The sequence below is a fragment of the Bradyrhizobium sp. 956_D2_N1_4 genome, from assembly GCF_052076025.1.
GTDB classification, from domain to species: domain Bacteria; phylum Pseudomonadota; class Alphaproteobacteria; order Rhizobiales; family Xanthobacteraceae; genus Bradyrhizobium; species Bradyrhizobium barranii.
The window spans coordinates 9029468-9052797 of record NZ_CP197237.1 but is presented as its reverse complement, the minus strand read 5'-3'; the positions used below and the strand labels follow the sequence as shown (position 1 = coordinate 9052797).

Sequence of the window (23330 nt, the reverse complement as noted above, 5' to 3'; positions counted from 1 at the left end):
ACATTTATCTGGATTTCAAATGAGTGATCGACTGCAAGAATTGGCCGTGTTCGTCCGCGCGGCGGAGAGCGGCAGCTTTTCGAAGGCCGCACGCGAGCTCGGCCTGTCGCAGCCCTCGGTGTCCCGCATCATCGGCGAGCTGGAGGCCCGGCTGGGCGTCAAGCTGCTGCTGCGAACCACGCGCCGCATCACCGTCACCGACGCCGGCGCGCTGTTCCTCACCCGCGCACGCGAAGTGCTGGCCGATATCGAGGACGCCGAGGACGCCGCGCGCGGCATCGACTCGCTGCGTGGCACGATCCGCATCACGATGCCCGTCATGTACGGCGCCCGGAACATCATCCCGCGCCTGCCGAAATTCCTGGCTGCGCATCCGCTGCTGCGCGTCGAGCTATCCGTGGTCGACGAACGCCAGGACCTCGTCGCCGAGGGGACCGATGTCGCCATTCGGCTCGGCCTGCTCAACGACTCCGGCTTTGGCGCGCGAAGTCTCGGGATATTGCCGCGCCTCGTGGTGGCATCGCCGTCTTATCTTGCCATCTGTGGCACACCGAAAACGCCGGCGGACCTCGCGTCCCACGATTGCATTTTCGGACCAGGCCAGTCCGGCCGCACCAGTTGGTCGTTCACGCGGAACGGAACGGAGACATCGGTCGATGTCCGCGGCCGCATCACCACCGATTCCGGCCCCGGCGTATTCGCCTGTGTGCAGGCGGGGCTCGGCATCGCGATCACATCGCCAATCATGGCCGGACCCGAGATCGCCGCCGGCACGCTGGTCCCCCTGTTGAAGAGCTACAAGCTTTCGCCCATCGACGTCTACGCCGTCTTCCCGGGTGGCCGCCGCCCCTCGACCAAGGTGCGCGCTCTGGTGGACTATCTCGCGACCGACATGAAGCAGACGCCATGAGCGACGCGCCGGACCGTTCCGCGGGCACAGCGGGCTGCGACACCATGCGTCGCATTTACTGGCATGGCGCTTGCCTCCTTTGGTCGCAATTGGCTCAAGGAGGCATCGATGAATGCATCGTCTTTCGACATCAGCCGCCGCAATGTGTTGCTGGGAGGCCTTGGCGCAGCTGGATTGACCGCCATCGCACCTCGCTTCGCCACTGCCCAAGGGCGTAGCGAGACACTGCTGGTGGTGCAGGAGCTCGGGCCGAACTCGCTCGACATGCAGGGCGTCGGCTCCAACCAGACCGTGAACGGCCTGTCCTGGAACTGCTACGACCGCCTGCTGACCTACGCCTCCAAGACGTTGCCCGACGGGACCGCGTCCTATGATCGCGAGAAGCTCGCGCCTGAACTCGCCGAGAGCTGGGAGGTCGCAGCCGACGACATGTCCTGCACCTTCAAGCTTCGCAAGGACGCGAAATTCCACGACGGCACGCCTGTTACCGCCAAGGACGTCAAATGGTCGTTCGACCGCGCCGTGAAGGTCGGCGGCTTTCCGACCTTCCAGATGTCGGCGGGTTCGCTGGAGAAGCCCGAGCAGTTCGTGGTGGTCGACGATCACACCTTCCGTATCGATTATATCCGCAAGGACAAGATGCTGCTGTTCAACGTCGCCGTCGTCGTGCCCTTTATCATCAATTCCGAACTCGCCAAGAAGAACGCGACGGCGGAAGATCCCTGGGCGCTGGCTTGGCTGAGGACCAACGAGGCCGGTGGCGGCGCCTACAGGATCGAAAGCTGGAAGCCAGGAAGCGAGACCGTGCTGGCGCGCTTCGACGACTGGAAGAGCGGACCGCTGCCGAAGATCAGGCGCGTGATCGCGCGCGACGTCCCCTCGGCCGGCACGCGCCGCGCGATGCTGGAGCGGGGCGATGCGGATATTTCCAGCGGCTTTGCGCCGCGCGATTTCGAGCAGATCATTCGGGAGGGCAAGGTCAAGGTATCGGGGGTGCCGATCCCGAATGCGCTCTGGTACATCGCACTCAACACGGCGAAGCCGCCGTTCGACAATGTGAAGCTACGGCAGGCCATCGCCTGGGCGATGCCTTATGAGCAGATCCAGAGCAGCGCGTTCTTCGGCCGCGCCGTTCCTATGTATGGCGGAGCCGCCGAAGTCTCAAAGCCGGTCTGGCCGCAGCCGTTTCCCTATGTCACCGATCTCGACAAGGCCAAGGCGTTGATGAAGGAAGCAGGCTTTGAGTCTGGCCTGGAGACGACCTTGTCGCTCGACACGGGCACTGCGACCGTCGGCGAGCCGACCGCCATTCTGATCCAGGAGAACCTCGCCAAGATCGGCATCAAGGCGTCCATCGAAAAAATCCCCGGCGCGAACTGGCGCACGACGCTGAACAAGAAGGAGCTGCCGCTCGCGCTCAACCGCTTCAGCGGTTGGCTCGATTATCCCGAGTACTATTTCTACTGGAATTTCCACGGCAACAATTCGATCTTCAACATCTCGTCATACCAGAACAAGGCGATGGACGCGCTGATCGACAAGGCGCGCTTCACGGCGGATGCGGCGGAATACGACCGGTGCGTGAAGGATTTCATCGCGCTCTGCATGCGCGACGTTCCCGTCGTTCCGCTCAACCAGCCGATCCACGACGTCGCCATGCAGAAGGCCATCACCGGCTACGAGTTCTGGTTTCACCGCGAACCCGACTACCGCCAGTTCGCGAAGGGCTGATGCCGCTCGACAACGCGGACGACGTCCGAGGCGGCCCGCGCCTGCTCGGTCGGAAAGCCCAGCGCCAACCGTGCCGCGCTGGTGCGCAGCATCGCGGCGTCGAGCTTGCCCTGCCGCGCCCCATCCAGCGCACAGGCGAAGACCCGGTAGAATTGCGCGCCGTCATAGGCAACCAGCAGCAAATCGACGCCGGCGTTGATCGCCTCGACCACGGCTTTGCAGACGTCGTGCTGGTAGATCGCACCCATCACGAGGTCGTCGGTCATCACCATGCCCTGGTAACCCCACTTGTCGCGGATGATGCCATCAATAACGCGTTTCGAATGCGAGGCGGCGCGATCGGGATCGACGGTCGTGAGCGTCACGTGCCCAACCATGAGCGCGCTGCGCGAATGCGACAACACCTCGCGGAACGGCAGCCAGTCGGTGGCTTCGAGCTCTTTTACCGGCGTATCGAGCTTGGCGCTGAAATGATGCGTGTCCGTGCGGACGCGGCCGATGCCGGGAAAATGCTTCAGCGTAGCACCGACGCCTGACTCTTCCAGCCCGCGCACATAGGCGCTCGCGATCGTGCTGACGACGGCAGGGTCGGTCGCGATCGCGCGCTGACCGATCAGCGTGTGAAAATCGAGACGATTGCGCCGAACCGGCGGCTTGAGGTCGAGCACCGGCGCGAGGTTGAGGTTGACGCCGAGCCCGGCGAGCTCGCGGCCGTGGATACGGCCGAACTCTTGGGCCCTGGCCTGCTGTTCGTCGGGGGCGAGCCCGCTGAGCGTCGCCAGCGCCGGCACCTTCGTCAGCGGCGGCGCGAGATGTCCGACGATGCCGCCCTCTTGGTCTGCCGCAACGACCAGCGGCGGCAGGCCGGCGGCGCGCCGCTTGTCCTGGAGCGCCGCGATCTCGGCGCGCAACGTCTCGACGGTCCGGCCGTGGATGTTGCGCCGGGTCACGTAGACGCCGCCGATCAAGCCCTGCTCGGCAAGGCGCGCAACCTCGGGAAAGGAGGAATAGCCCACCATGAAGTGAGGTCCGAGCTGACGCGCCTCGGTGGCGCTCGCGGCGAGCACGTCGTGCTTGCGCAGCTCGAACTTCAGATGCGCCGCCGACATCAGGACCGGCGGCAGGCACCAGAGCACGACGAGCAGCTTGCCCGCGATGGTACGCCAACGCCCTTTGCGTAGCAGCAGGATGACGATCGCGAGGCTTGCGACGACAAGCGCGAGGTTTCCCGCGCCGCGCAGCGGGACCAGATAGGGATCGTTCTTGTTGGCGGCCGCGAATGCGACGAGAGGCGCGGCCAGCCAGAGCAGGACGAGACCGATACGACCGAGGAATTGCATGATGCGTCACACGCTATGAGTGGCGAATGCTTCGCACCTATCAAAGCGAATCACGCTGTGCGAGAGGCAAACGCGCGCCTGCACGAAAACTGCAAAAGACTCCTGAAACCGTGCAGACGATGGTCCCGCCTTCTGCACAAGCGCCGTTCAGACTTCGTGATGCCACCCATCACGAAAGGTCATTTGGACATGACGAGCCTGGCTTCGACGATAGCAGCGGAAATCCAGCCGATCAGGCATTCCTCGATCCCGGCCAAGGTCGGCCTCGCGCTGGTGCTGGCCACGCTCGCCGACTGGCTGTTCTACGGCCAGCGGATCGGGCTGTCGCTGACGCTCTTTGCGATCGCGATGGCCTGCGTGTCGGTGCTCTTCAATCATGCGGCCCTGGATCTGCGGCGCGCCATGATCGGCACGGCCATTCTCGTCGCCGGCCTCGTTCCGGCCATCGAGGAGCTCAACATGCTGTCCTTCCTGATCCTCACCATGGCGCTGGCCATTGCGCATTTGATCGCGACCAATCCGGAAACGACCGAGCTCACGGAGCGTGCCCGCGCGCTGCGCAACTTTGTCCTGTTCGGTCCCTTCAGGTTCTTCCTCGAGGCGCTCCAGGTCTTCAACATGTCGGCGTTCACCCGCGGCCTTGCACTCTGGCTGCTCCCGGCAACGCTCAGCACTGTCTTCGTCGCGCTGTTCGCTGCGGCCAATCCGGTGATCGAGCAGTGGGTGTCCCTGCTCAATCCAAAGCTCATCCTCGAATATATCAGCATCCCGCGCCTGCTGTTCTGGGCCATGATGCTGGCGCTGGTTTGGCCGTTCATCCATGTGCGCTGGCGGCGCAGGACGATTGTCACCACCGCCGTTGCCGACGGCCCCGTGCCGCCCCCGCTCCCGCCCTTGGTCTCGGCCGAATTTCTGAACCCCTCCACCATTCTGCGCTCGTTGATCCTGTTCAACCTGCTGTTCGCGGCGCAGTCCATCCTCGACGGCATCTATCTCTGGGGCCATGTGGCGCTGCCCGACAATTTGACCTATGCGGCCTACGCCCATCGCGGCGCCTATCCGCTGATAGCGACGGCGTTGCTCGCCGCTGCCTTCGTGCTGGTCGCGATGCGCCCGGGCGGGGCGGCCGAGAAATCGAAGGTGATCCGGCCGCTGGTCTATCTCTGGGTCGGGCAGAACGTGCTGCTCGTCGCCTCCTCCATCCTCCGCCTCGATCTCTATGTCGACATCTACATGCTGACCTATTGGCGGATCGCGGCCTTCATCTGGATGGGGCTGGTGGCGCTCGGGCTGGTCCTGATCTTGGCGCGCATCGCGCTCAACCGGTCCAACCAATGGCTGGTCGGTGCCAATCTGATCGCGCTGGCGATCGTGCTCTATGGCTGCTCGCTTGTGAACTTCGATGCGTTCATTGCCGACTACAATGTCACCCACAGCCGGGAAGCATCGGGCAAAGGCGTGCAGATCGACATCAACTATCTCCTGACGCTCGGGCCGCAGGCGCTGCCTGCCATCGACAAGGCCATCTTGCTCCGGCCCGGCGCCCCCGAGAGCTGCCTTGTGTCGCGCCGCGACCGCCTTGTAGAACAGCAGCGCCAGGATCTGGCCTGGCGGAGCTGGGGCTTTCGGAGCTGGCGGCTCCAGCGCAGGCTGGACGCGCGGGCGAAGGATCAGCAGGCAGGCTGAGGAAGCGGAGAGGTTCTTGGCGCATCGCATTCTCATCGTCGACGACGAGGGCCACATCCGCGAGGTCATCCGCGTCGCCTTGAAGAAGGCCGGCATGGACGTGATCGAGGCGCGCGACGGCAAGGAGGCACTCGCCCGCTTTGCCGCCGGCAGGCCCGATCTGATCGTGCTCGACATCGGCATGCCTGAGTTCGACGGTCTCGACGTCTGCCGCGAGATCCGCAAGACCTCCGACGTGCCGATCCTGTTCCTGTCGGCACGCGACGAGGAGATCGACCGCATCCTCGGCCTCGAGATTGGCGGCGACGATTACGTGACGAAGCCGTTCAGCCCGCGCGAGTTGGTGGCGCGGGTCAACGTCATCCTGCGCCGCCTCAGCCCGCGCAATGGCGAGGCCAAGGCCGGGCCGGGCGCGCTGTCGCAAGGCGGCCTGCTGATCGATCCCGAACAGCATGTCGCGACCTTCGCCGGCACGCCGCTAAAGCTGACCGCGATCGAGTTCGGCATTTTACGCGCGTTCCTGACCCGGCCGACCTCGGTGTTCAACCGCGAGCAGCTGATGCGGGCGGCCTATCAGCTCAACATCCAGGTCTCCGACCGCACCATCGACAGCCACATCCGCAACATCCGCGCCAAGCTCGCGGCGCTGGCCTGCGACAACGTGATCGAGACCATCCACGGCGTCGGCTTCAAGCTCGGCCGCTGCGAGAAAGAGGCATGAGCGCAGCGCCCGACAAATGGCGGCCGTCGCTCACCCTCGTGATCTTCACGGTGCTGGCGACCGTCGGCGTGCTGCCGCTGGTCGGCCTGTTCTTCTTCCGCCTCTACGACAACCAGCTCATCCGCCAGACCCAGGCCGAGCTGATTGCGCAGAGCCGCGTGCTCGCGACGATCTATGCGCAGGAGGTCACAGCGCGGCTCGACAGCGGCCTGACACTCGGCGCCGAGGTGCCGCCCAACGTGCTGCCCGACCCCGGCGACCAGGTCACCCCGATCCGTCCCGCGCTCGACCTCACCGCTAACGATCTCTTGCGGCGGCGGCCGGATGCGCAAGCAGCGCCCCAGCCGGCGCAGCCAGCCTATGTCGAGATCGGCGCAAGACTGACGCCGATCATCCGCGAGACCCAGAAGGTGACGCTGGCGGGCTTTCGCATCCTCGATCCGCAGGGCGTGGTGATCGCCGGGCGCTACGAGGTCGGGCAATCGCTCGCCCATATCGAGGAGGTCGCGGACGCGCTGCACGGGCAGTACCGCGCCACGCTGCGCAACCGCGTCCCGGATCGGCCGCCGCCGCCAATCTATTCGTTCAGCCGCGGCCTCGGCGTGCACGTGTTCTCGGCAATGCCCGTCATCGTCAACAACCGCGTCGCCGGGGTGATCTACACCACGCGGACGCCGAGCAACATCTTTGACCATCTCTACCAGGAGCGGGCCAAGTTCGTGCTGGCGGGGCTCGCCGTCATCCTCGGCACGATCGCGATCGGCCTCGTATTCTCGCGCACCATCACGCTGCCGATGCGCGAGCTGATCGACCGCGCCGCGCGCATCGGCCGCGGCGATCGCGAGGCGTTTCGGCCGCTCCGGCATTACGGCACCCGCGAATTCGCCCAGCTGTCGCACAGTTTTCTCGGCATGGCCGAGCAGCTGGCGCGGCGCTCGGACTATATCGCGACGTTCTCGGCCCACCTCACCCACGAGCTGAAATCGCCGCTGACCTCGATCAAGGGCGCGGCCGAGCTGTTGCAGGATTCGTTTCAAGGAAAGCCGGAAGGCCTGACGCCGGCCGAGCAGAAGACGTTCATCGCCAACATCCTGTCGGACACGCAGCGGCTGGAGGCGATGGCGCAGCGGCTGCGCGAGCTCGCCCGCGCCGAAAGCCTGCCGCAGAACGAACGCACCGAGCTTGCGCCCGTGATCGCCGACCTCAGGAGCCGGTTTCCGGCAAGCTCAATCGAGGCCAGCGGCCGCCTCGATCGGACGATCGGTATGTCCGGCGAGAAGGCGCTGATCGTGCTGTCGCATCTCGCCGACAACGCGATGCGGCACCGGGCGAGGACCATCAGGCTGGAGGCGGTGGACGAGCGGACGACCCTGCTTGTGACGGTCTGCAATGACGGCGAGCCGATTTCGGCGCCGAACCGCGACAGGATCTTTGATGCGTTCTTCACCACCCGCCGCGACCAGGGCGGCACCGGGATGGGGCTGGCGATCGCGCGCGCGGTGATGGCGAGCCATGGCGGCTCGATCAAGCTGAAGCCGACCGACGAGGGCGCGGCCTTCGAGCTCCAGTTTCCGATAGCCTAGATCGCGAACACCCAGGCGGCGACGATGGTGCCGATGGTGACCAGACCGGCGATGGTCCAGCCGGCGGCATATTCCAGCTCGGGATGACCGGTCGCCCGCATGATCTCTGCCGGATCGGCGGTATGCTTCTCTGCCATGACAGCCTCGCACGTTTTTTTCCGTGTCCTATGTAAGTCGCTTCAGCCGCCAATAGGTTCCATCACGGAAATGCGAGGAATGATGCAACTTGGTCTGTTCGCCGAACCGCAAGCCGGTCCTGGCGGGCTTCGCTATACCGATGACTTCGTCGAGGCCGCCGTCGAGCAGGACTTGATCGGCCGCATCGCAGCATTGCCGCTGCAGCGCTTCCAGTTCGGCGCCTTCGAGGGCAACCGCCGGGTGGCGTCGTTCGGCTATCGTTATGATTATTCGCTGCAACGGCTGGCCGAGGCCGAGCCGATCCCGGACTGGGTCCTGCCCGTGGTGCGGCAGGTCGAGGCCTGGGCGGGCCTCGCTGGCGGCAGCGTCCGGCAGGTGCTCTGCACCGAATATGACACCGGCGTCGGCATCGGCTGGCACCGCGACAAGCCGCATTTCAAGGAGATCCTCGGCCTGTCGCTGGGCTCGCCGTGCAAATTCCGCTTCCGCCGCCGCAGCGGCGACAAATGGAAGCGCCACGCGCTCGAAGCCCTGCCGCGCTCGCTCTACATGATGGACGGCGAGGCGCGGTCGCAATGGGAGCACAGCATCCCGCCGGTCGAGGCACGCCGCTATTCCATCACCTTCCGGACGATGAAGCGGGTGTAACGGCCGGTCCAAAACTAAAACTGCGAAAACAACCCCATGCACAGTAGAACGCGCGGCCGGCATGCGGCCGCGGTCGCGCGCCCCAAATGTTTGACACGTCGGACCAAAACAGCCGCACCGCGCAATCGCCGCGCGGTTCGCGGATTTTCCCTTCAATTGCCGGGCAGGGGCAAGATTTCGGGCGGAAGAGAAGCCGCCACTCGACTCTCCGCAAGATTGTAAGTTAGTCTCGATTCTATCGGCCGGTCCATTTTTAGCCGATGTTGCAGCATTTCAGGGCGCGGCACGGCGCCGTCCCGGCCGAAGACATTTTCAAGGGAAGCTCGCGATGCGTTCGCTGTTTGCGCGGCTGCACCGGCGTTACGGGCCCAGGATTTCGGGGGCGGAGCGCCAGCGGCGGGTCAAGGACAAGCTCGCCCTTCAACCCACCCCACCCACGATCCGCTCACCCACCGCGCTCCGCGCGCTGGCGGTGCGACGCCCGAAAGTCGCGATCATCGGCGGCGGCTTCGCCGGCCTGATGGCGGCCTCCGAGCTCGTCGCGCATTGCGAGGTGACGCTGTTCGAGGCCCGCGACCGCTTCGGCGGCCGGGTTCTCAGCAAGAAGAAGCCGAGCGGGATCGTCGAGGCCGGCGGCGAGCTGATCGGCTACAACCATCCGCTCTGGCTGAAATATGCCAAGCGGTTCGAGCTCGGCCTGTCCGTCATCACCTCGGACACCAATTTCGACGCGCTCGAGCTCGACATGCCGGTGTTTCTCGACGGCCACAAGCTCTCCGACGGCCAGATGAAGCTGGTCTATCACGAGATGGACGATGCTTTCGGCAAGCTCAGTCGGTGGGCCGGCAGGGTCAAGCCTGACAAGCCCTGGCGCGCCAAGGGCGCAAGGAAACTCGACGCCAGGACGATTGCGGAGTGGATCGCCAGCCTCGACTGCTCGAAGCTCACCAAGCACGCCATGGAGGAGCAGTTCTCCAACGACGCCGGCCAGCCGACCACCAAGCAGAGCCTTCTTGCTAATCTGGCCGTCGTCGCGGGCGGACGGATGAAGGACCAGATCGACGCCTTCTTCACCCAGACCGAGACTTTGCGCTGCTCGGAAGGCAATCAGGAGCTCGCCATTCGTCTCGCGCAGGACATCAAGGACAACGGCGCCAGCACCCACCTGTCGACGCCGGTGCGCGCCATCCGCATCGACAGTGAAGGCGTGACCCTGGAATTCAGCCCCTCCGGCAACGGAACGGCACGCGCGCCCTTCGCCGCCGACTATGCCGTGCTCGCGATACCCCCGAGCCTGTGGCCGGACTCACCCAACGCCAAGATCACGATCACGCCCCACCTGCCGCACGACTACTACGTCACGATGGGGACGGCGGTGAAATATCTCAGCCCGCTCAAGAAGCGCTTCTGGATCGGCGAGGGCCTCGCCCCGACCGCCATCTCGAACCAGTTCGGTGTCACCTGGGAAGGGACGGACAACCAGATCGCCCCGCCGGAGCAACCGGTCGAGCTCAGCCTGTTTGCCGGCGCCGACGTCGCGGCGGAAGCTCTCAAGCACTACCGGCCCGGTGACCAGACGCAGGTCGACTTGTTCTACGCGCAGCAGATCGGCAGCGTCTACAAGGGCTATGTCGCGCATCTGGCCGATCAGCCGGAGTTCATGGCTTGGCCGCGCGACGAATGGACCGCCGCCGGCTACTCCTGTCCCGCCCCCGGCGAGGTCTGCCTCGCCGGGCCGTTGCTGGCCAAGGGCTTCGAGGACCGCCTGTTCTTTGCCGGTGAGCACACCTGCTTTGCGTATTTCGGTTACATGGAAGGGGCTCTCCAGTCCGGCCAGACGGCGGCGGCTGCGATCATCAAGGCCATCGACAAGCAGCCTGAAGCGCATGGCTCTGCCCGGACTAGCAATTCTGTCATAGGTTCGGGGCGCCTTGCGGCGGCGAAGCCGTGACCGGAGAGGAAGCGACGCGAATGACATTCACGACAAGGGCCCGATCCAGGATTTGGGCCCGCATCGTCGCCGCGCTCGCTTTTGCCGGCGCGCTCAACGCCACCGGAGCCTCGGGGGCAACGCCTGCGAAAGTCTCGGGCTCGACGGCGCTGGCGCTCGCGGGCGTGATCGCGCCGCTGTCGCCGGACCTGACCGGCGCCGAGAGGAAGGCGGTGGCGATGCTGTTCGCCGCCAATGCCGAGATTCCCTACAAGAAGCCGATCGTGGTGACTGTGGACAGAATCGTCTGCCGCACCGGCAATGTCGACATCACGTTACGCAATTGCGAGCTGACCTTCGGCAAGAAGAGCAGGACCGTGAACGGCTCGACGGCCAATGAAATTTTCGCGACAGAAGCGCTCGCCGGCATTCCGCCCGATGGTGCGGCGGGATCGAACTTCGAGAGCCTGAGCAAGCTGAGCTGCACGATCGACCCCAATGCCATCCGCCGCAAGGACGGGAGCGGAGCCGACTGCACCTTCCAGCCGGGGAATTGAACCGCGCATGGGCAAGAACATGGGCAAGAAACCGGGTGCCGTGAAATCGCCTCAAGACCAACTAACTAATAAGGCGAATTGAAAAGACGGGCCAAACGCGCGAACCCATATCGGGCACGCAGGGCCGGCACCAACATACCAACATGAAGAATTATCTCGCTTTCTTTCTCATCCTGGGCATGACGGCAGCCTCGGCACACGGCCCATTGCCGGCGCGGCTCACGGGGCCGTCCAATCTCGTCCGGGTGGGCCTCACCGACAACGACACGACCGCCGGTGGCACCGCGCGGCTGTGCGAGCAGATCTCCTTCTCGCGCGGGCTGCGCTACGGCGACAGCGAGGCCAATGTGCTCGACGTCGCCACCAGCAGCGAGACCAAGGCGGATACGCCCCGGCCCGTGCTGCTGTTCGTGGGGGGCGACACCTTTACCGGCGATCGCGGCGCGCCGGACCTGTCCCGCGAGGTCCAGGACCAGGCGATGTGCTTTGCCGCGCGCAACGGCATGATCGGCGTGCGCGTCAACTATCGCTTTGCGCCTGCGGCGACCTGGCCGATGGGTGCAACCGACGTCGCGGCGGCGCTATCCTGGGTCCACGGCAATATCGACCTGTTCAATGGCGATGCCCGCGAGATCGTCGCGGTCGGCTACGGCGCCGGCGCCTTCCATGTCGCCACCTTGCTGGCGCATCCCGAGTTCCAGACCGACCGCGCCGATGTCGCCGCCGTCGTGCTGGTGTCCGGGATCTACCGCGCGGGCAAGGACGCGAGCGACAGCGAGAAGGCCTATCTCGGCACTGACCCCACCCAATATGACAAGCGGTCGGTCTTCCCCGGCATCCTCAACGTCGATGCGCCGATCGTGCTGGCCTGGGCCGCGAACGATCCCGCGAGCCTCGTGGCGCAGGGCGAGACCTTGAAGAAGACGCTGTGCGGCGCCGGCCACTGCCCGCGCAGCACGCTGCTGCGCAGCCGCGACGGCATCGCCGCCGCCTTCGGCCTCGACGGCTCCGGCGACAGCCTCGCCGAACCGACGCTGCTGCTGGTGCATCAGCTCGAGGCGCGGGAGCTGCCGTAGCGGCGCGTTGCGGGCGGCGCGACGACTTTCACCTTTTGCTGGGCCACCCCTCTCCCCCGCCCTCCCCCGCAAGGGGGAGGGAGCGCAGCGGAGCACGTGGCCACGCTGTGCCCTCATCGCCGACGCGCTAATGAATGGAGTCACTCGCCAAACGAAAGATGCGTTCCCTCCCCCCCTTGCGGGGGAGGGTTAGGGAGAGGGGTGCCACACGGCACGCTCTGTCGATTGATGGCCCGTCAACACGGCTGTCGTTTCGTTCGCGATGCGTCGCCTTGAAGCGGGCGATCAAGCCACAGCTTTGACAAACGCTTGACGTAGATCAAGCGGACTTGGTGCGGATTGAGCCGACCTCTTGGAGGGGCCAATATCAAGGTATCGAGCATGCGCGTCATCGGCAGGATGCTGTTCGTTTCGATGATCGCTATCGCGTCGCTTGGCGCGATGTCCCAGCAACACGCCGAACAACCCGCGAGCGGCGATGAAATCCGCATCGGCAACGTGATGCCGTATTCGGGACCGCTCTCGGAATTCGGCGCCATCGGCCAGGCGGAGGCCGCCTATTTCGACATGGTCAACGCGCGCGGCGGCATCAACGGCCGCAAGATCCGCTTCATCACGCGCGACGACAATTCCGATCCGGCCACCGCGCTGGAGCTGACGCGCAATCTGGTCGAGAAGGACGACGTACACCTGATGTTCGGCTCGTTCGGCACGCCCGGCAATATCGCCACGCGCTGGTACCTGAACGAGAAGAGAATCCCGCAGCTGTTCGTCGCATCCGGCGACGAGGAGCTGAGCCAGGCCAAGGCGTTTCCCTGGACCATGGGCTGGCAGCCGTCGTTCCGGTCGGAGGGGCGCATCTATGCCAACTACATCCAGGCCTATTACCCCAAGAAGAAGATCGTGGTGCTCTGGCAGAACGACCAGTTCGGACGCATGCTCTACAGGGGCATCCAGGAAGGTCTTGGCGACCTGAACCGCCTTGTCCTCGTCGACATCGCCTTCGACATTGCCGATGAGCATCTCGAAGGGCATGTCTCGATCCTCAAGCGCGCGGGCGCGGACATCTTCGTCTTTCTCGGCGTGCCGTCGACGGCGTCCAAGGTGATCAAGCTGGCGGCGTCACTCAAATGGCGCCCGGTCATCATCGTCAACGACGCCTCCGCCTCGATCGCCAACGCGATGGCGCCCGCGGGCCTGGAGAATTCGTCCGGCGTGATCTCGGCGGCCTTCCTGAAGGATCCGAGCGACCCCGCATGGAAGAACGACCCCGCCATGAAGGACTGGTTCGCCTTCATGGACAAGTACCATCACGTCGAAAGCACCAACAACAGCGCCGCGGTCTACGGCTACGGCGCAGCCGAGGCGCTGACACAGGTGCTGAAGCAATGCGGCGACGACCTGTCGCGCGAGAACATCATGCGTCAGGCGGCTTCGCTGAGGGATCAGCAGCCCTCCGTTGCGTTGCCCAACATCAGGATGAGCACCTCGCCCAACAGCTATCTGCCGATCAAGCAGATGCGGCTTGTCCAGTTCGACGGCCGTTCCTGGCAGCCTTTTGGCGATGTGATCGAGACCGCGTTCACGGAGGGCGCGGCGCGGTGAGTCTCGCGTCGACGCTGGTTGGTGCAGCGCGGCGTTCAGGCACGCACCTTTTGCTGGGCCACCCCTCTCCCCCGCCCTCCCCCGCATCCGCCTTCGCCAAGGCTGCGGCGGACAAGAGGGGGGAGGGAGAGCACCTGTCGCGTTGTGAGAGGTCGGCCCTTACCCTCCCCTGGAGGGGTCCGGGACGAGCGTAGCTCGCCCGTGGGTCGGCTCATGTTGAGCGAAGCGAGACATGAGGCGGGGTGGGGTGACGGTCTCTCCGCATCGAACACTGCCCGTGTTGAGAGATCACCCCACCCCGCTCGCGCTGCGCGCGATCGACCCTCCCCCTCCAGGGGAGGGTAAGAGCACCTTCACGCCGGCTTCAGCGAAGCCAGCGCGTTTTCCAGCAGCGAGCGGACGCGTGCTGCATCGCCTGACTTCACCATGGCGGGGTCGAGATACAGCTCGAGGCCGGGCGCGCGCTCGGTGATGACACCGCTCTTCTCCGCCGCAGCGTCGTTGAGCGCGTCGACCGAATAGGGAATGATTTCGCGGCTGATGCCCTTCATCGTGATCGCGGGCAGCGCGTGCGCGCGGACGATGTCGCTGACCAGCGCGAAGGTCTCGTAGCTCAGCACGATTCCGCCGGGCTCGGCGATCGATTGCAGACGCGCGGCGAGGTTCGCTTCGGCACCGATGATGGTGTAGTCCATGCGGTCGCTGCTGCCGAAATTGCCGACATTGCAATAGCCGGAATTGATACCCATGCGCGAGCGGAACGGCTGCTCGATGCCGGAGGCGCGCCACTTCGCATTGAGTTCGGCAAGACGCTGCTGCATGCGCCAGGCCATCTGGAGGCAGGCCTCAGCGTCCGCACGGTCGCCCCTGGTCTCGGGGTCGCCGAAGAAGATCAGCATGGCATCGCCGATGAATTTGTCGATGGTGCCGCCATATTCATGGGCGATCGCCGACATCTCGGTGAAGTATTCGTTGAGGAGCTGGGTCAACAATTCCGGCTGCAGCCGCTCGGCGGTCGCCGTGAAATTCTGGATATCGGAGAAGAAGATCGTGAGCTTCTTGCGCTCGGTGTGGATGGTGACGTCCTTCTGGCCGCTGAAGATGCTCTTGTAGACTTGCGGCGGGATGTAGCGCGAGATCTTCATCGACAACGAAGCCAGAAAGTCGTTGGCGGATTCGAGCTCCTTGTTCATGCCCTTGATACGGCCGGCCTGGCGGCGCTGGAGCGAGAGGAACGACAGGCCGCAGCCGGCGGCGATCAGGAAATAGGCCAGCAGGAACTTGAACGAGAAGATGTTGGCGGCGATCGGCTGCGCGATGATCACCTCCTGGATGCCTCTGATGTCACCGACCTTCCAGTCCTTCTTCGGGCTCTCGGGGTGGCTGTTGTGGCAGCTGACGCAGGCCGGGCCCATCGTGACGGGCGCGACCAGGCGGACCTTGTCGGAGAACAGCGAGGTCTCGGTCTCGACGATCTTCTGCTCGGGGTCCTTGCGAAGCGCGTCGAGCGCGTCCTTCTCGAACTTGTCGAGCTGGTGCGCGGCGCGGTTCTGGAACGGGAAATCCGAGACGAAGCGGTAGGCGATGTTCTCCTGCTGCGCGCCGATCACCCGTCCGAGCTCCAGCGACAGCGTCGCCGGGATCGGGATCGCACCGGGGACGGATTCGTAATTGTGCACGACCCTGGTGGTGCCGTTTGGGTTAGCCAGGATGCGGCCGACCACGTTGGACGCATAGTAGCTGCGCACGCTCGTGATCACCGAGTTGAGGTCGGCGGCCTGCCGGCGCAGCGCGGTCTTGCTGAGGTCGGTCAGGTCCAGCCACACCGCGACCGGCAAAGCGAGCAGGAGCAAGGCGATCACGGCCCCCGTGAGGATGCCGCTCTTGCGCTGTTCTTCGGAGATCTCTTGTTTCACCCTGTGGCTCCGTCGTGTGCGATCTTGACGCAAATCCCGGGAATTCGCGGCAAGAGCTTGCGGCGGCACAGAGCCCGCAAATGCGAGGCCGCGCAACCCCATTTCATGGTGGGTCGCAGCAAATGGCTTTTCGTTTCATGGCGAATGTTTAAGATCGGCATGAACCTGCATTCACTCCGCCGGGAGATCCTCCATATGACCGAGACCGTCCGCATCAGGCGCTTCAATGCGCGCCCCGTGATCGTGCCGATGAATTTGCCGCTCAAGACCTCGACCGGCGCGGTCGCAAAGGCGCCGCTGGTGCTGATCGACTGCGAGACCGACCAGGGCGCGGTGGGGCATGCCTATCTGTTCTCGATCACGCCGTCGGCCTTGAAGCCGCTGACGGCGATGGTCACGGAAATGTCGGAGCTCGTCGCCGGCGACGAGCTGCTGCCATTCGAGATCGAGCGCAAGCTGACCCAGCGCTTCACCCTGCTCGGCCTCGCCGGCCTGCAGCGGTTGGCGCAATCCGGCATCGACATGGCGGCATGGGATGCGCTGGCACGCAGCAAAGGCCTGCCACTCGCGCGCCTGCTCGGCGGCGCGCCGAAGCCGGTCAGGGCCTACAATTCGAAGGGGCTCGGCATCATGCCGGCGGGCGCCGCGGTGGACGAGGCCCACAAGCTGCTGGCCGAAGGTTTTCACGCAGCAAAGATCCGCGTCGGCCGGCCCGATGCGCGGGAGGATCTCGCCGTGGTGCGCGCTGTGCGCAAGGCCGTCGGCGATCAGGTCACGCTGATGTGCGACTACAACCAGGCGCTGACGGTGACCGAGGCCATCCGCCGCGGCGAGATGCTCGACGACGAGGGGATGACCTGGATCGAGGAGCCGATCCGCCACGACGATTACGCTGGTAACGCGCGCATTGCGGATGCGCTCCGCACGCCGGTCCAGATCGGCGAGAATTTTGACAGCGCCTTCTCGATGCAATCAGCGCTGTCCGCGGAGGCCTGCGACTACGTGATGCCCGACGTGCAGCGCATCGGCGGCGTCACCGGGTGGCTCCGCGCCGCCGCGCTCGCACATGCCGCCGGCATCGAGATGTCGACGCACCTGTTCTCGGAGGTCAGCGCGCACCTGCTCTGCGTGACGCCGACCGCGCATTGGCTGGAATATGTCGACTGGGCCGACGCGGTGCTGGCGACACGGCTGAAGATCAAGGACGGCTTTGCCCTGCCGGGCGAGGAGCCGGGCAACGGGATCGCGTGGGACGAGGCGGCGGTGAAGAAATATCTCGTCTGATAAGACCGCTTCTTACGACCGAACAGCGGCAATCATACTCAGCTCGACGGGAGCGCCCCGCGGCAACTCGGCGACGCCGACAGACGTGCGCGTGTGACGACCGCGATCGCCCAAGCGCTCGATCAGCCGGTCGGAGGCCCCGTTCATGACTTGCGACTGCTGCGTAAATCCAGGCGCTGAAGCAATGTACCCAACGAGCTGCAGGACCTGGACGATCCTGTCCTCTCCGCCTGTTGCGTGGTTGATGGCCGAAATGCAGAGATCGGCGCAGAGAGCAGCGGCCTCCTGCGCGGCCACGATATCGACATTTGCGCCGACCTTGCCCGCATACAGCAGGCTCTCACCGCGACGCGGCAGCTGACCACTGACATACGCAATTCCACCATGGATGATCACCGGCAGATAGTTGCCGCCGGGCTTGTTCACGCTGTTCATCTCGAAAACCTGCCTTCTCGTCACGTCCGGCGAAGCGACACGTTTCGCCGAACGCCGCAAATTGTATCTCACCAGGCTCGTCGCCGTCATGGATGACCGGACAATGGCAGGCGGCGAGTCACGGATCAAGGCTGCGAAGCATTTGCATGCCGAAGGCAGTGCGGATCAAGCCCGACAAGGCCTCGCCACCGCGCATTGCGCAGCGGCGGCGGGCACGATAACGATGCCCCCATGTCCACGTGGCGGCCCCACCCTCACATCCGCGTCGTCGCGCTCGGCCTGCACTGGCGGGACGGGCGCCTGCTGGCGGCCGAGGTGCGCGACGATGCGGGGCGGATCAAGGGCGTCAGGCCGCTCGGCGGCGAGATCGAGTTTGGCGAGAGCTGGCGAACTGCGCTGTTGCGCGAATTCAACGAAGAGCTCGGCATCGACATCACGATCATCGGCGAGCCGCTGGTGATGGAGAACATTTTTTTGCACGAGGGATCGACCGGGCACGAGGTGATGTTCATCGCGGAGGTCGCGCTTCCAGACGGCGCGTTCAGCGGCCAGGACCGCATCGACTTCCGCGAGGATAACGGGGAAGAGATCGTCGCACGCTGGTTCGACCTTGCGGAGCTCGACGTCGAGGGCGGGCCGAGCCTTTATCCGAACGGGTTGAAGGGTGTGCTGCTCCGACGGAAGCGCCAGTCCGCCTGACGGGCGCCTGGCTACCAAACCTCCGCACCGGGGATTTTCTTTCGCACCGCCATGCGCTGGATCCAGATGCAACGACGGACGGACCTGTTGGAGCGGCCGACGGCGGATATCCCCTCGCCGGCCTGAAGCAGCGGCGCGATGTTCGCGCGCAGCGCCCGGCAGCGCTGGAGCTCGGCCTGCCAGTCGATCACCGCTGCATCCGCGCATGACGCTATCAGCGCCAGCACAGCCATTGCAAGACAGGTCGCCCGCATCGTTCGCATTCCTTTCACTGTGATCCCCCCGCGTCGCGCCGGTAGCGGAAGTCGCAATGGCTCGCGCGCCTTGCATGATGGTCTGCGCCTGCGTCAGCTTGACGTCGGGGCCGGCCCCTTCCGCAGTCGCAAAGTCGGAAGTGCAGACAAAGGAGAAAAGCCGAGCTCCGGCTCGCCCAGCTGTGGCGGCCCCAACAAGGCTGAGCCAACGCAGACGTGATTCAGCGGTTACCGCGGATCGCCAGATCCTGAAGAGTCGACGGCGCAGTCAGTGATATTATCCCCATCATACCAAATGCTGCGCGGGCTTCCCTAAGAACCAGCCAACGTCAAGGAGAACTCGAGTGCCGTTGTGGAAAGTCTATCACCCCGTCGGGGCCTACTCGGCTCATGACAAGAAGGAATTCGCAGAGAAGGTCACCGCAATGTATGCGAGGATTCCCATCCCGAAATTCTACGCCGTGATGATCTTCGAGGAAGTCGCCGCAGGTTCGGTCTATGTCGGCGGAGCTTCGCACGAGAAATTCGTCCGCTTCAAGATCGACCACATGGCGAGGACGATGCCCGGCCCCGTCATCAGGGAATGGTGGGTGAAAGCAGTCGACAAGTTGATCGCGCCCTACGTCAAGGACCGGGGATACGACTGGGAGGTCACCATCGACGAGCTACCGGCCGACCTTTGGTCGATTCAGGGGCAAATTCCGCCGCCATTCGAATCCCACGCCGAAAAAAGATGGGTCAAGGAGAACCGGCCGAGTTCGTATGACCTCCAGGAAAAGCTGCCGGTCGGAGCCCTGTTCAAGCCGGGCGTGTCCGCCGGCTGAGGCGACGCCCGCAGGACTGTCGATCGACGCAAGACGCCGCTCCGCAGGGCGGACCGAGCCTCTATCCGACAGGACTGAAGGACCTGCTGCTCCGGCAGAAGAGCCAGTCCACCTGACGGGCGCCTGCTACCACGCCTCCGCGCCGGGAATCTTTTTTCGCACCGCCATGCGCTGGATCCAGATGCAGCGACGGACGGATTTGTTGGAGCGGCCGACGGCGGATATCCCCTCGCCGGCCTGAAGCAGCGGCGCCACGTTCTGCCGCAGCACGCGGCAGCGCTGGAGCTCGGCCTGCCAGTCGATGATCGCCGCATCGGCGCGTGATGCCATCAGCGCCAGCGCAGCCACGGCAAGGCAGCTTGCCCGCATCATTTGCATTCCCTTCACTGTGATCCCCCGGCATCGCGCCGGTAGCGAAAATCGCAATGGCTGGCGCCTTGCATGATGGTCTGCGTGCGCGTGAGCCTGACGTCGCGACCAAACCCTTCCGCGGTCGCGAAATCGGCGGTGCAGACCAGGAGGAAGCCTAGCTCCGGTTCGCCCAGTGCCTTGTAGAACTCGGCATAGGCGCACCGCGTCACGTCGAACGCGAAGGTGTCCGCCGTCTGCTCGACGATGTCATAGGCGAGCGCGTCGTCACGGGCATAGGTCTTGAACGCCGACGAGACGGCCTTGCCGAGATCGGTCTTGTTCTCGGTCTCGTTCTTCGTTTTCCAGAACTCCTCGCCGAAGCCGCGATAAAGATCGCCGAGCGCCTTGCGCACCAGCGCGTTGGCGCGCGCCTCGCCGAGCTCGGCCTGCAATGCCTTGACCAGCGGCACCAGCACCTGCGCCTGGATTTTTGCTTGCTCGATGACGGAAACGCTCATGGGCAGCCTCGCTCGTCTCTCGTTGCTGCGACTCTTTGGCCTTGTGACCTGGACCACATTTGCGACCATCTTAAGGTTGTATGATAGTCCAGCATAACCGAAGCCGGCCAGGCGCCCGACATCCATTTTGATGATCTCATTTTCGAGCACGGAGAAGGAAGCAATGCTTCACTCAGTTCGCAGGGCTCGGCTATTTCCCGACCGCACATTTGCCCTAACCACAAGTTGAAAATCACGATCGATTCACGCAGATCCGTTCAGTATCCGGCCCGGCCAACAACGTAGGGCCGATCGATGTTCGAAGTCGGCACGCGCGCATGAGCGCGCGTGAACGATGTTGTCATGCCCGGCATCGGGCGGGATCAGGAGGCGCAATAGCGCAGGACTCACCTGCCCGGACAGCCGGCCCGGGGAAATGCCGGCATCGACAGTTGCAGCACCGCGAGGGATCACCATGGACGAGCCCAAACCACTCACCAGTGCATTCACCAAGACCGCGAATTTCTCCATCCACGAGGTCGACGAGGTGTTCAGGGACGCCGCGCAGCCCGCCGCGGGGGCCGCCGCGCGAGCTGCGCGTCCGCCGGTCACCTTGCCGCCCATCCTCGGTCCGCTGTCGGCCTTCACGGGCACCTTCACAGGACAGGGATTCAATACGATCTTCCGGCCCGACAGCAAGATCACGCCGACGCCGATGCCGGGGCCGATCAGCACCACCGACCCCGACGACAACGTGCTGGAGCTGAATCTCACCGACGAGACGATGTCGTTCTCGAACAATCTTGGCTCGATCCCCAATCGCGGCTCGCTGCAGCAGGCAGATGCATTCCTCAACGGCGTGCCGTACCTCCAGACCATCAACGACATCACCACGGGAACGCCCGTGGGCATTCACTTCGAACCCGGCATCTGGCTGGCGGTGCCCGCCACCACCAATCCGCACGAGCCGTTCACCGTCGCGCGCATGGCGTCGATCCCGCACGGCACGACGATCACTGCGCAAGGCACCGCGCTGCCTCCGGTCGCCGGTAAGCCAACCATCGCGGCCATCGACATCACACCGTTCATCGGCGGCAATCCGGGCAACAAGATCACATTCCAGAACCAGACCGCGACCAACAAGACGACTCGCAGGCTACCTCAGGATCTGACCGCACTGATGGCTTCCGGCAAGCTCACCCAGGCGATGATCACCGACCCGAACACGGTGCTGCGCGATCAGATCGCGCATCAGACCATCACGCAGACCATCGTCATCGAGACCTCGACGAAGCCCGGCACACCGCTGTCCGGCGGCCCCTTGCCGGCCATCCCGTCGCCCGGCCCGCATCCGCAGGCGCCGAGCTTTGCCGGCGGCGCCGCGAACATCGCGTTCCTTCAGGGCTTGCCCGTTCCGACGCCGGGCGGCAATGGCTCGAACGCCAACGCCTTCCAGATGGACGCAGTGTTCTGGATCGAGACGGTGGTTTACGACATCGACGTGCCGGCCCTGCCGCCCGGAACGCCGCCGGTGATCCTGCAACCGCGGCAGAGGAGCAACGTGCCGCTGGTTCCGAGCTTCGTCGCCGCGATCCCGTTCGTGCCCAACAAGGGCTTCAAGGGCGGCCACGTCAGGGTGGCGACGACGCAGATCCAGTATTCACAGAAGGTCATGCTGGATTTCGCCGGGCTGACCTGGCCGCACGTCTCGGTCGCATCGCTGGTGCCGGCAGCACCCGTGCCGATCCCGGATCATCTGTTGCCGCTGACGTGAGGCGAATGGCGGTGTGACGACGATGCGCCACGTCCGCGGTATCGGACGTGGCTGAACCAACGCATCCGTGATGCAACGGCGACCTCCGCTCGCGCGATCCTGAAAAGCCGGCGCGGCGATCAATGGTATGATCATTGTCATCCAAAAGAGAGATGATCATGCCCCCTTCCAAGATGTCCCGAGACTCGATCAGGCTACGACCGTTTGCACGGCGCGGTCATGTTGCGGCAATTGCTGCAGCGCTGTTTCTCGCGGCGACCGCCTGGTCGGCCGGGCCGGCGCTGGCCGCGGCAGATGATGCGCAGGCGCGAACCATCTTCGAAAAATTCATTGCCGCGCAGAATGCGCACAACGCGGACGATGTGAAGGCCATGCTGTGGAATTCGCCCGGCACGCTGTTGTTTGCGAGAGGCATCGAGACGAGAGGACGAGATGCGGTCGCGGACCGCTTCAAGGGCTACTACGAGGGCACCTGGCACCTCGAACCCGACATGTCGAAATTCCACGTCGCCGTGATCTCGAACGAGGTCATGCAGGTCCTCGTTCCCATCGTCTTCACACGCGGCCTTCCCGGCAAGCCAGCTCAACAGAATACGTTTCTGATCAGCCAGACCTACGTGCGGGATGCGAACGGCTGGTCCGTCGCCTCCGTCCTGCCGGTCGCGAACACGGAACTGAAATAGCTGCGATCGAGTATTGCCGGGGCGTGGCTCGCTGTAGAACCGGGGCAAATCCCGGATTGCGCAATCGCGGATTGTTTGGGCTTGCCTGGCCGAAGCTCGCGGCGGGCAGCCCGCCTGCGCCCTTTGGGCTTCGGCGTGGCATCCTTCTCTCGCTATCGCGAGCGAAGGATGGTGGGCGCGACAGGGATCGAACCTGTGACCCCTACCATGTCAAGGTAGTGCTCTCCCGCTGAGCTACGCGCCCTAGATGTCTCTAGATCGGGTCGGGTCCCTATAACGGCTCAGGGGAGCCGGTGCAAGGACCGAAGGGGGCCGATTTAGGCCGCCAGCATCTTGTTCACTTCGCTGACCAATTCGCGCAGATGCACGGGCTTGGACAGCACCTTGGCGTTCTTGGGGGCGTCCGAATCCGAGTTCAGGGCGACCGCGGCGAAGCCGGTGATGAACATGATCTTGATGTCGGGGTCGAGTTCCGAGGCCCGGCGGGCGAGCTCGATGCCGTCCATCTCCGGCATCACGATGTCGGTCAGCAGCATCTCGAACGGCTCTTCCCGGAGCCGCTGATAGGCGGCCATGCCGTTGTCATGGGACGAGACCTGAAAACCAGCGTTTTCCAGCGCCTTGACCAGGAAACGGCGCATGTCGTTGTCGTCTTCGGCGAGCAGGATTTTGGGCATGGCAGGAAACG

General features: G+C 64.6%; 23 protein-coding genes and 1 tRNA gene. 15 read left to right on the top strand and 9 right to left on the bottom strand.

The genetic code is table 11. The features are described 5' to 3' along the window. Positions 1-19 precede the first annotated feature (19 nt). Both AB7535_RS42905 and AB7535_RS42900 read left to right on the top strand, forming a co-directional pair. Positions 20-910: a LysR family transcriptional regulator gene (locus AB7535_RS42905; protein WP_071909447.1), complete on the top strand. Its 891-nt coding sequence runs from the start codon at positions 20-22 to the stop codon at positions 908-910. Between the two features lie 108 nt (positions 911-1018). After that, entirely contained in the window at positions 1019-2641 is a 1623-nt protein-coding gene (locus AB7535_RS42900) for an ABC transporter substrate-binding protein (protein ID WP_085403443.1), read from the top strand. Here AB7535_RS42900 and AB7535_RS42895 read toward each other — a convergent pair. Next, positions 2617-3981: a glycoside hydrolase family 3 N-terminal domain-containing protein gene (locus AB7535_RS42895; protein ID WP_085403424.1), complete on the bottom strand. Its 1365-nt coding sequence runs from the start codon at positions 3979-3981 to the stop codon at positions 2617-2619. The two genes, AB7535_RS42900 and AB7535_RS42895, sit on opposite strands and share 25 nt — an antisense overlap. Before the next feature lie 189 nt (positions 3982-4170). Between AB7535_RS42895 and AB7535_RS42890 the strand changes: the two genes are divergently transcribed. From AB7535_RS42890 to AB7535_RS42880, 3 genes are read left to right on the top strand one after another with little or no spacing between them, the layout of a single operon-like run. Continuing rightward, a complete protein-coding gene (locus AB7535_RS42890) occupies positions 4171-5667 on the top strand; it encodes a DUF4153 domain-containing protein (RefSeq protein WP_085403425.1) in 1497 nt (498 codons plus the stop codon). 16 nt (positions 5668-5683) lie between these two features. Beyond that, entirely contained in the window at positions 5684-6388 is a 705-nt protein-coding gene (locus tag AB7535_RS42885) for a response regulator (RefSeq protein ID WP_085403426.1), read from the top strand. Continuing rightward, positions 6385-7971 (top strand): ATP-binding protein, encoded by a 1587-nt coding sequence (locus AB7535_RS42880; protein WP_085403427.1) that lies wholly within the window; start codon positions 6385-6387, stop codon positions 7969-7971. The genes AB7535_RS42885 and AB7535_RS42880 overlap by 4 nt, the downstream gene beginning before the upstream one ends. On the opposite strand, the gene AB7535_RS42875 is transcribed toward AB7535_RS42880, so the two are convergent. Further along, positions 7968-8108: a hypothetical protein gene (locus AB7535_RS42875; protein ID WP_007597071.1), complete on the bottom strand. Its 141-nt coding sequence runs from the start codon at positions 8106-8108 to the stop codon at positions 7968-7970. The two genes, AB7535_RS42880 and AB7535_RS42875, sit on opposite strands and share 4 nt — an antisense overlap. A 79-nt stretch (positions 8109-8187) precedes the next feature. Here AB7535_RS42875 and AB7535_RS42870 point away from each other — a divergent pair, with 79 nt between their 5' ends. The 5 genes from AB7535_RS42870 to AB7535_RS42850 all read left to right on the top strand — a co-directional run bounded on the left by AB7535_RS42870 (position 8188) and on the right by AB7535_RS42850 (position 13925). After that, entirely contained in the window at positions 8188-8757 is a 570-nt protein-coding gene (locus tag AB7535_RS42870) for an alpha-ketoglutarate-dependent dioxygenase AlkB (protein ID WP_085403428.1), read from the top strand. 328 nt (positions 8758-9085) lie between these two features. After that, positions 9086-10708, top strand: a complete 1623-nt coding sequence (locus AB7535_RS42865) for a flavin monoamine oxidase family protein (RefSeq protein ID WP_135214797.1) — start codon at positions 9086-9088, stop codon at positions 10706-10708. A gap of 20 nt (positions 10709-10728) precedes the next feature. After that, complete coding sequence (locus AB7535_RS42860) at positions 10729-11244, top strand: hypothetical protein (protein ID WP_094184312.1); 516 nt, start codon at positions 10729-10731, stop codon at positions 11242-11244. A 143-nt stretch (positions 11245-11387) separates the two neighbouring features. Then, entirely contained in the window at positions 11388-12320 is a 933-nt protein-coding gene (locus tag AB7535_RS42855) for an alpha/beta hydrolase (protein ID WP_085403430.1), read from the top strand. 381 nt (positions 12321-12701) lie between these two features. After that, positions 12702-13925: an ABC transporter substrate-binding protein gene (locus tag AB7535_RS42850; RefSeq protein ID WP_135214796.1), complete on the top strand. Its 1224-nt coding sequence runs from the start codon at positions 12702-12704 to the stop codon at positions 13923-13925. Between the two features lie 353 nt (positions 13926-14278). On the opposite strand, the gene AB7535_RS42845 is transcribed toward AB7535_RS42850, so the two are convergent. Next, the gene (locus AB7535_RS42845) at positions 14279-15841 is read right to left on the bottom strand and encodes an adenylate/guanylate cyclase domain-containing protein (RefSeq protein WP_085398767.1); all 1563 of its coding nucleotides are present in this window, start codon (positions 15839-15841) and stop codon (positions 14279-14281) included. A gap of 195 nt (positions 15842-16036) precedes the next feature. Between AB7535_RS42845 and AB7535_RS42840 the strand changes: the two genes are divergently transcribed. Continuing rightward, the gene (locus AB7535_RS42840; RefSeq protein WP_354113972.1) at positions 16037-17125 is read left to right on the top strand and encodes an enolase C-terminal domain-like protein; all 1089 of its coding nucleotides are present in this window, start codon (positions 16037-16039) and stop codon (positions 17123-17125) included. A 12-nt stretch (positions 17126-17137) separates the two neighbouring features. Here the strand turns inward: AB7535_RS42840 and AB7535_RS42835 are convergent, their stop codons facing one another. After that, positions 17138-17560 (bottom strand): RidA family protein, encoded by a 423-nt coding sequence (locus AB7535_RS42835; protein WP_439037197.1) that lies wholly within the window; start codon positions 17558-17560, stop codon positions 17138-17140. Positions 17561-17791: 231 nt separating this feature from the next. Here AB7535_RS42835 and AB7535_RS42830 point away from each other — a divergent pair, with 231 nt between their 5' ends. Beyond that, the gene (locus AB7535_RS42830) at positions 17792-18259 is read left to right on the top strand and encodes an NUDIX hydrolase (protein WP_354113974.1); all 468 of its coding nucleotides are present in this window, start codon (positions 17792-17794) and stop codon (positions 18257-18259) included. Between the two features lie 11 nt (positions 18260-18270). Here the strand turns inward: AB7535_RS42830 and AB7535_RS42825 are convergent, their stop codons facing one another. After that, a complete protein-coding gene (locus tag AB7535_RS42825; protein ID WP_071917110.1) occupies positions 18271-18513 on the bottom strand; it encodes a hypothetical protein in 243 nt (80 codons plus the stop codon). Positions 18514-18857: 344 nt separating this feature from the next. Here AB7535_RS42825 and AB7535_RS42820 point away from each other — a divergent pair, with 344 nt between their 5' ends. Next, positions 18858-19337 (top strand): tautomerase family protein, encoded by a 480-nt coding sequence (locus AB7535_RS42820; RefSeq protein ID WP_071909434.1) that lies wholly within the window; start codon positions 18858-18860, stop codon positions 19335-19337. Positions 19338-19463: 126 nt separating this feature from the next. On the opposite strand, the gene AB7535_RS42815 is transcribed toward AB7535_RS42820, so the two are convergent. After that, positions 19464-19709 (bottom strand): hypothetical protein, encoded by a 246-nt coding sequence (locus tag AB7535_RS42815; protein ID WP_354113975.1) that lies wholly within the window; start codon positions 19707-19709, stop codon positions 19464-19466. Between the two features lie 11 nt (positions 19710-19720). Further along, a complete protein-coding gene (locus AB7535_RS42810) occupies positions 19721-20206 on the bottom strand; it encodes an L-2-amino-thiazoline-4-carboxylic acid hydrolase (protein ID WP_354113976.1) in 486 nt (161 codons plus the stop codon). Between the two features lie 454 nt (positions 20207-20660). On the opposite strand from AB7535_RS42810, the gene AB7535_RS42805 reads away from it, so the two are divergent. Further along, positions 20661-21959 carry a heme-binding protein gene (locus AB7535_RS42805; protein WP_085398762.1) on the top strand — a complete coding sequence of 433 codons (1299 nt, stop codon included), beginning with the start codon at positions 20661-20663 and terminating at the stop codon, positions 21957-21959. Between the two features lie 158 nt (positions 21960-22117). Next, positions 22118-22642, top strand: coding sequence for a DUF4440 domain-containing protein (locus tag AB7535_RS42800; protein WP_354113977.1), 525 nt, complete (start codon positions 22118-22120; stop codon positions 22640-22642). Positions 22643-22811: 169 nt separating this feature from the next. Here AB7535_RS42800 and AB7535_RS42795 read toward each other — a convergent pair. Further along, positions 22812-22886: transfer RNA gene (locus AB7535_RS42795), tRNA-Val, on the bottom strand. 73 nt (positions 22887-22959) lie between these two features. Next, complete coding sequence (gene cpdR / locus AB7535_RS42790) at positions 22960-23319, bottom strand: cell cycle two-component system response regulator CpdR (protein ID WP_007597092.1); 360 nt, start codon at positions 23317-23319, stop codon at positions 22960-22962. Positions 23320-23330: the final 11 nt, after the last annotated feature.

Coding starts and splice junctions, on each gene's coding strand:
- AB7535_RS42905 (WP_071909447.1), top strand. CDS start 20: ATGAGTGATCGACTGCAAGAATTGGCCGTGTTCGTCCGCGCGGCGGAG.
- AB7535_RS42900 (WP_085403443.1), top strand. CDS start 1,019: ATGAATGCATCGTCTTTCGACATCAGCCGCCGCAATGTGTTGCTGGGA.
- AB7535_RS42895 (WP_085403424.1), bottom strand. CDS start 3,981: ATGCAATTCCTCGGTCGTATCGGTCTCGTCCTGCTCTGGCTGGCCGCG.
- AB7535_RS42890 (WP_085403425.1), top strand. CDS start 4,171: ATGACGAGCCTGGCTTCGACGATAGCAGCGGAAATCCAGCCGATCAGG.
- AB7535_RS42880 (WP_085403427.1), top strand. CDS start 6,385: ATGAGCGCAGCGCCCGACAAATGGCGGCCGTCGCTCACCCTCGTGATC.
- AB7535_RS42875 (WP_007597071.1), bottom strand. CDS start 8,108: ATGGCAGAGAAGCATACCGCCGATCCGGCAGAGATCATGCGGGCGACC.
- AB7535_RS42870 (WP_085403428.1), top strand. CDS start 8,188: ATGATGCAACTTGGTCTGTTCGCCGAACCGCAAGCCGGTCCTGGCGGG.
- AB7535_RS42865 (WP_135214797.1), top strand. CDS start 9,086: ATGCGTTCGCTGTTTGCGCGGCTGCACCGGCGTTACGGGCCCAGGATT.
- AB7535_RS42860 (WP_094184312.1), top strand. CDS start 10,729: ATGACATTCACGACAAGGGCCCGATCCAGGATTTGGGCCCGCATCGTC.
- AB7535_RS42855 (WP_085403430.1), top strand. CDS start 11,388: ATGAAGAATTATCTCGCTTTCTTTCTCATCCTGGGCATGACGGCAGCC.
- AB7535_RS42850 (WP_135214796.1), top strand. CDS start 12,702: ATGCGCGTCATCGGCAGGATGCTGTTCGTTTCGATGATCGCTATCGCG.
- AB7535_RS42840 (WP_354113972.1), top strand. CDS start 16,037: ATGACCGAGACCGTCCGCATCAGGCGCTTCAATGCGCGCCCCGTGATC.
- AB7535_RS42835 (WP_439037197.1), bottom strand. CDS start 17,560: ATGAACAGCGTGAACAAGCCCGGCGGCAACTATCTGCCGGTGATCATC.
- AB7535_RS42830 (WP_354113974.1), top strand. CDS start 17,792: ATGTCCACGTGGCGGCCCCACCCTCACATCCGCGTCGTCGCGCTCGGC.
- AB7535_RS42825 (WP_071917110.1), bottom strand. CDS start 18,513: ATGCGGGCGACCTGTCTTGCAATGGCTGTGCTGGCGCTGATAGCGTCA.
- AB7535_RS42815 (WP_354113975.1), bottom strand. CDS start 19,709: ATGATGCGGGCAAGCTGCCTTGCCGTGGCTGCGCTGGCGCTGATGGCA.
- AB7535_RS42810 (WP_354113976.1), bottom strand. CDS start 20,206: ATGAGCGTTTCCGTCATCGAGCAAGCAAAAATCCAGGCGCAGGTGCTG.
- AB7535_RS42805 (WP_085398762.1), top strand. CDS start 20,661: ATGGACGAGCCCAAACCACTCACCAGTGCATTCACCAAGACCGCGAAT.
- AB7535_RS42800 (WP_354113977.1), top strand. CDS start 22,118: ATGCCCCCTTCCAAGATGTCCCGAGACTCGATCAGGCTACGACCGTTT.
- cpdR (WP_007597092.1), bottom strand. CDS start 23,319: ATGCCCAAAATCCTGCTCGCCGAAGACGACAACGACATGCGCCGTTTC.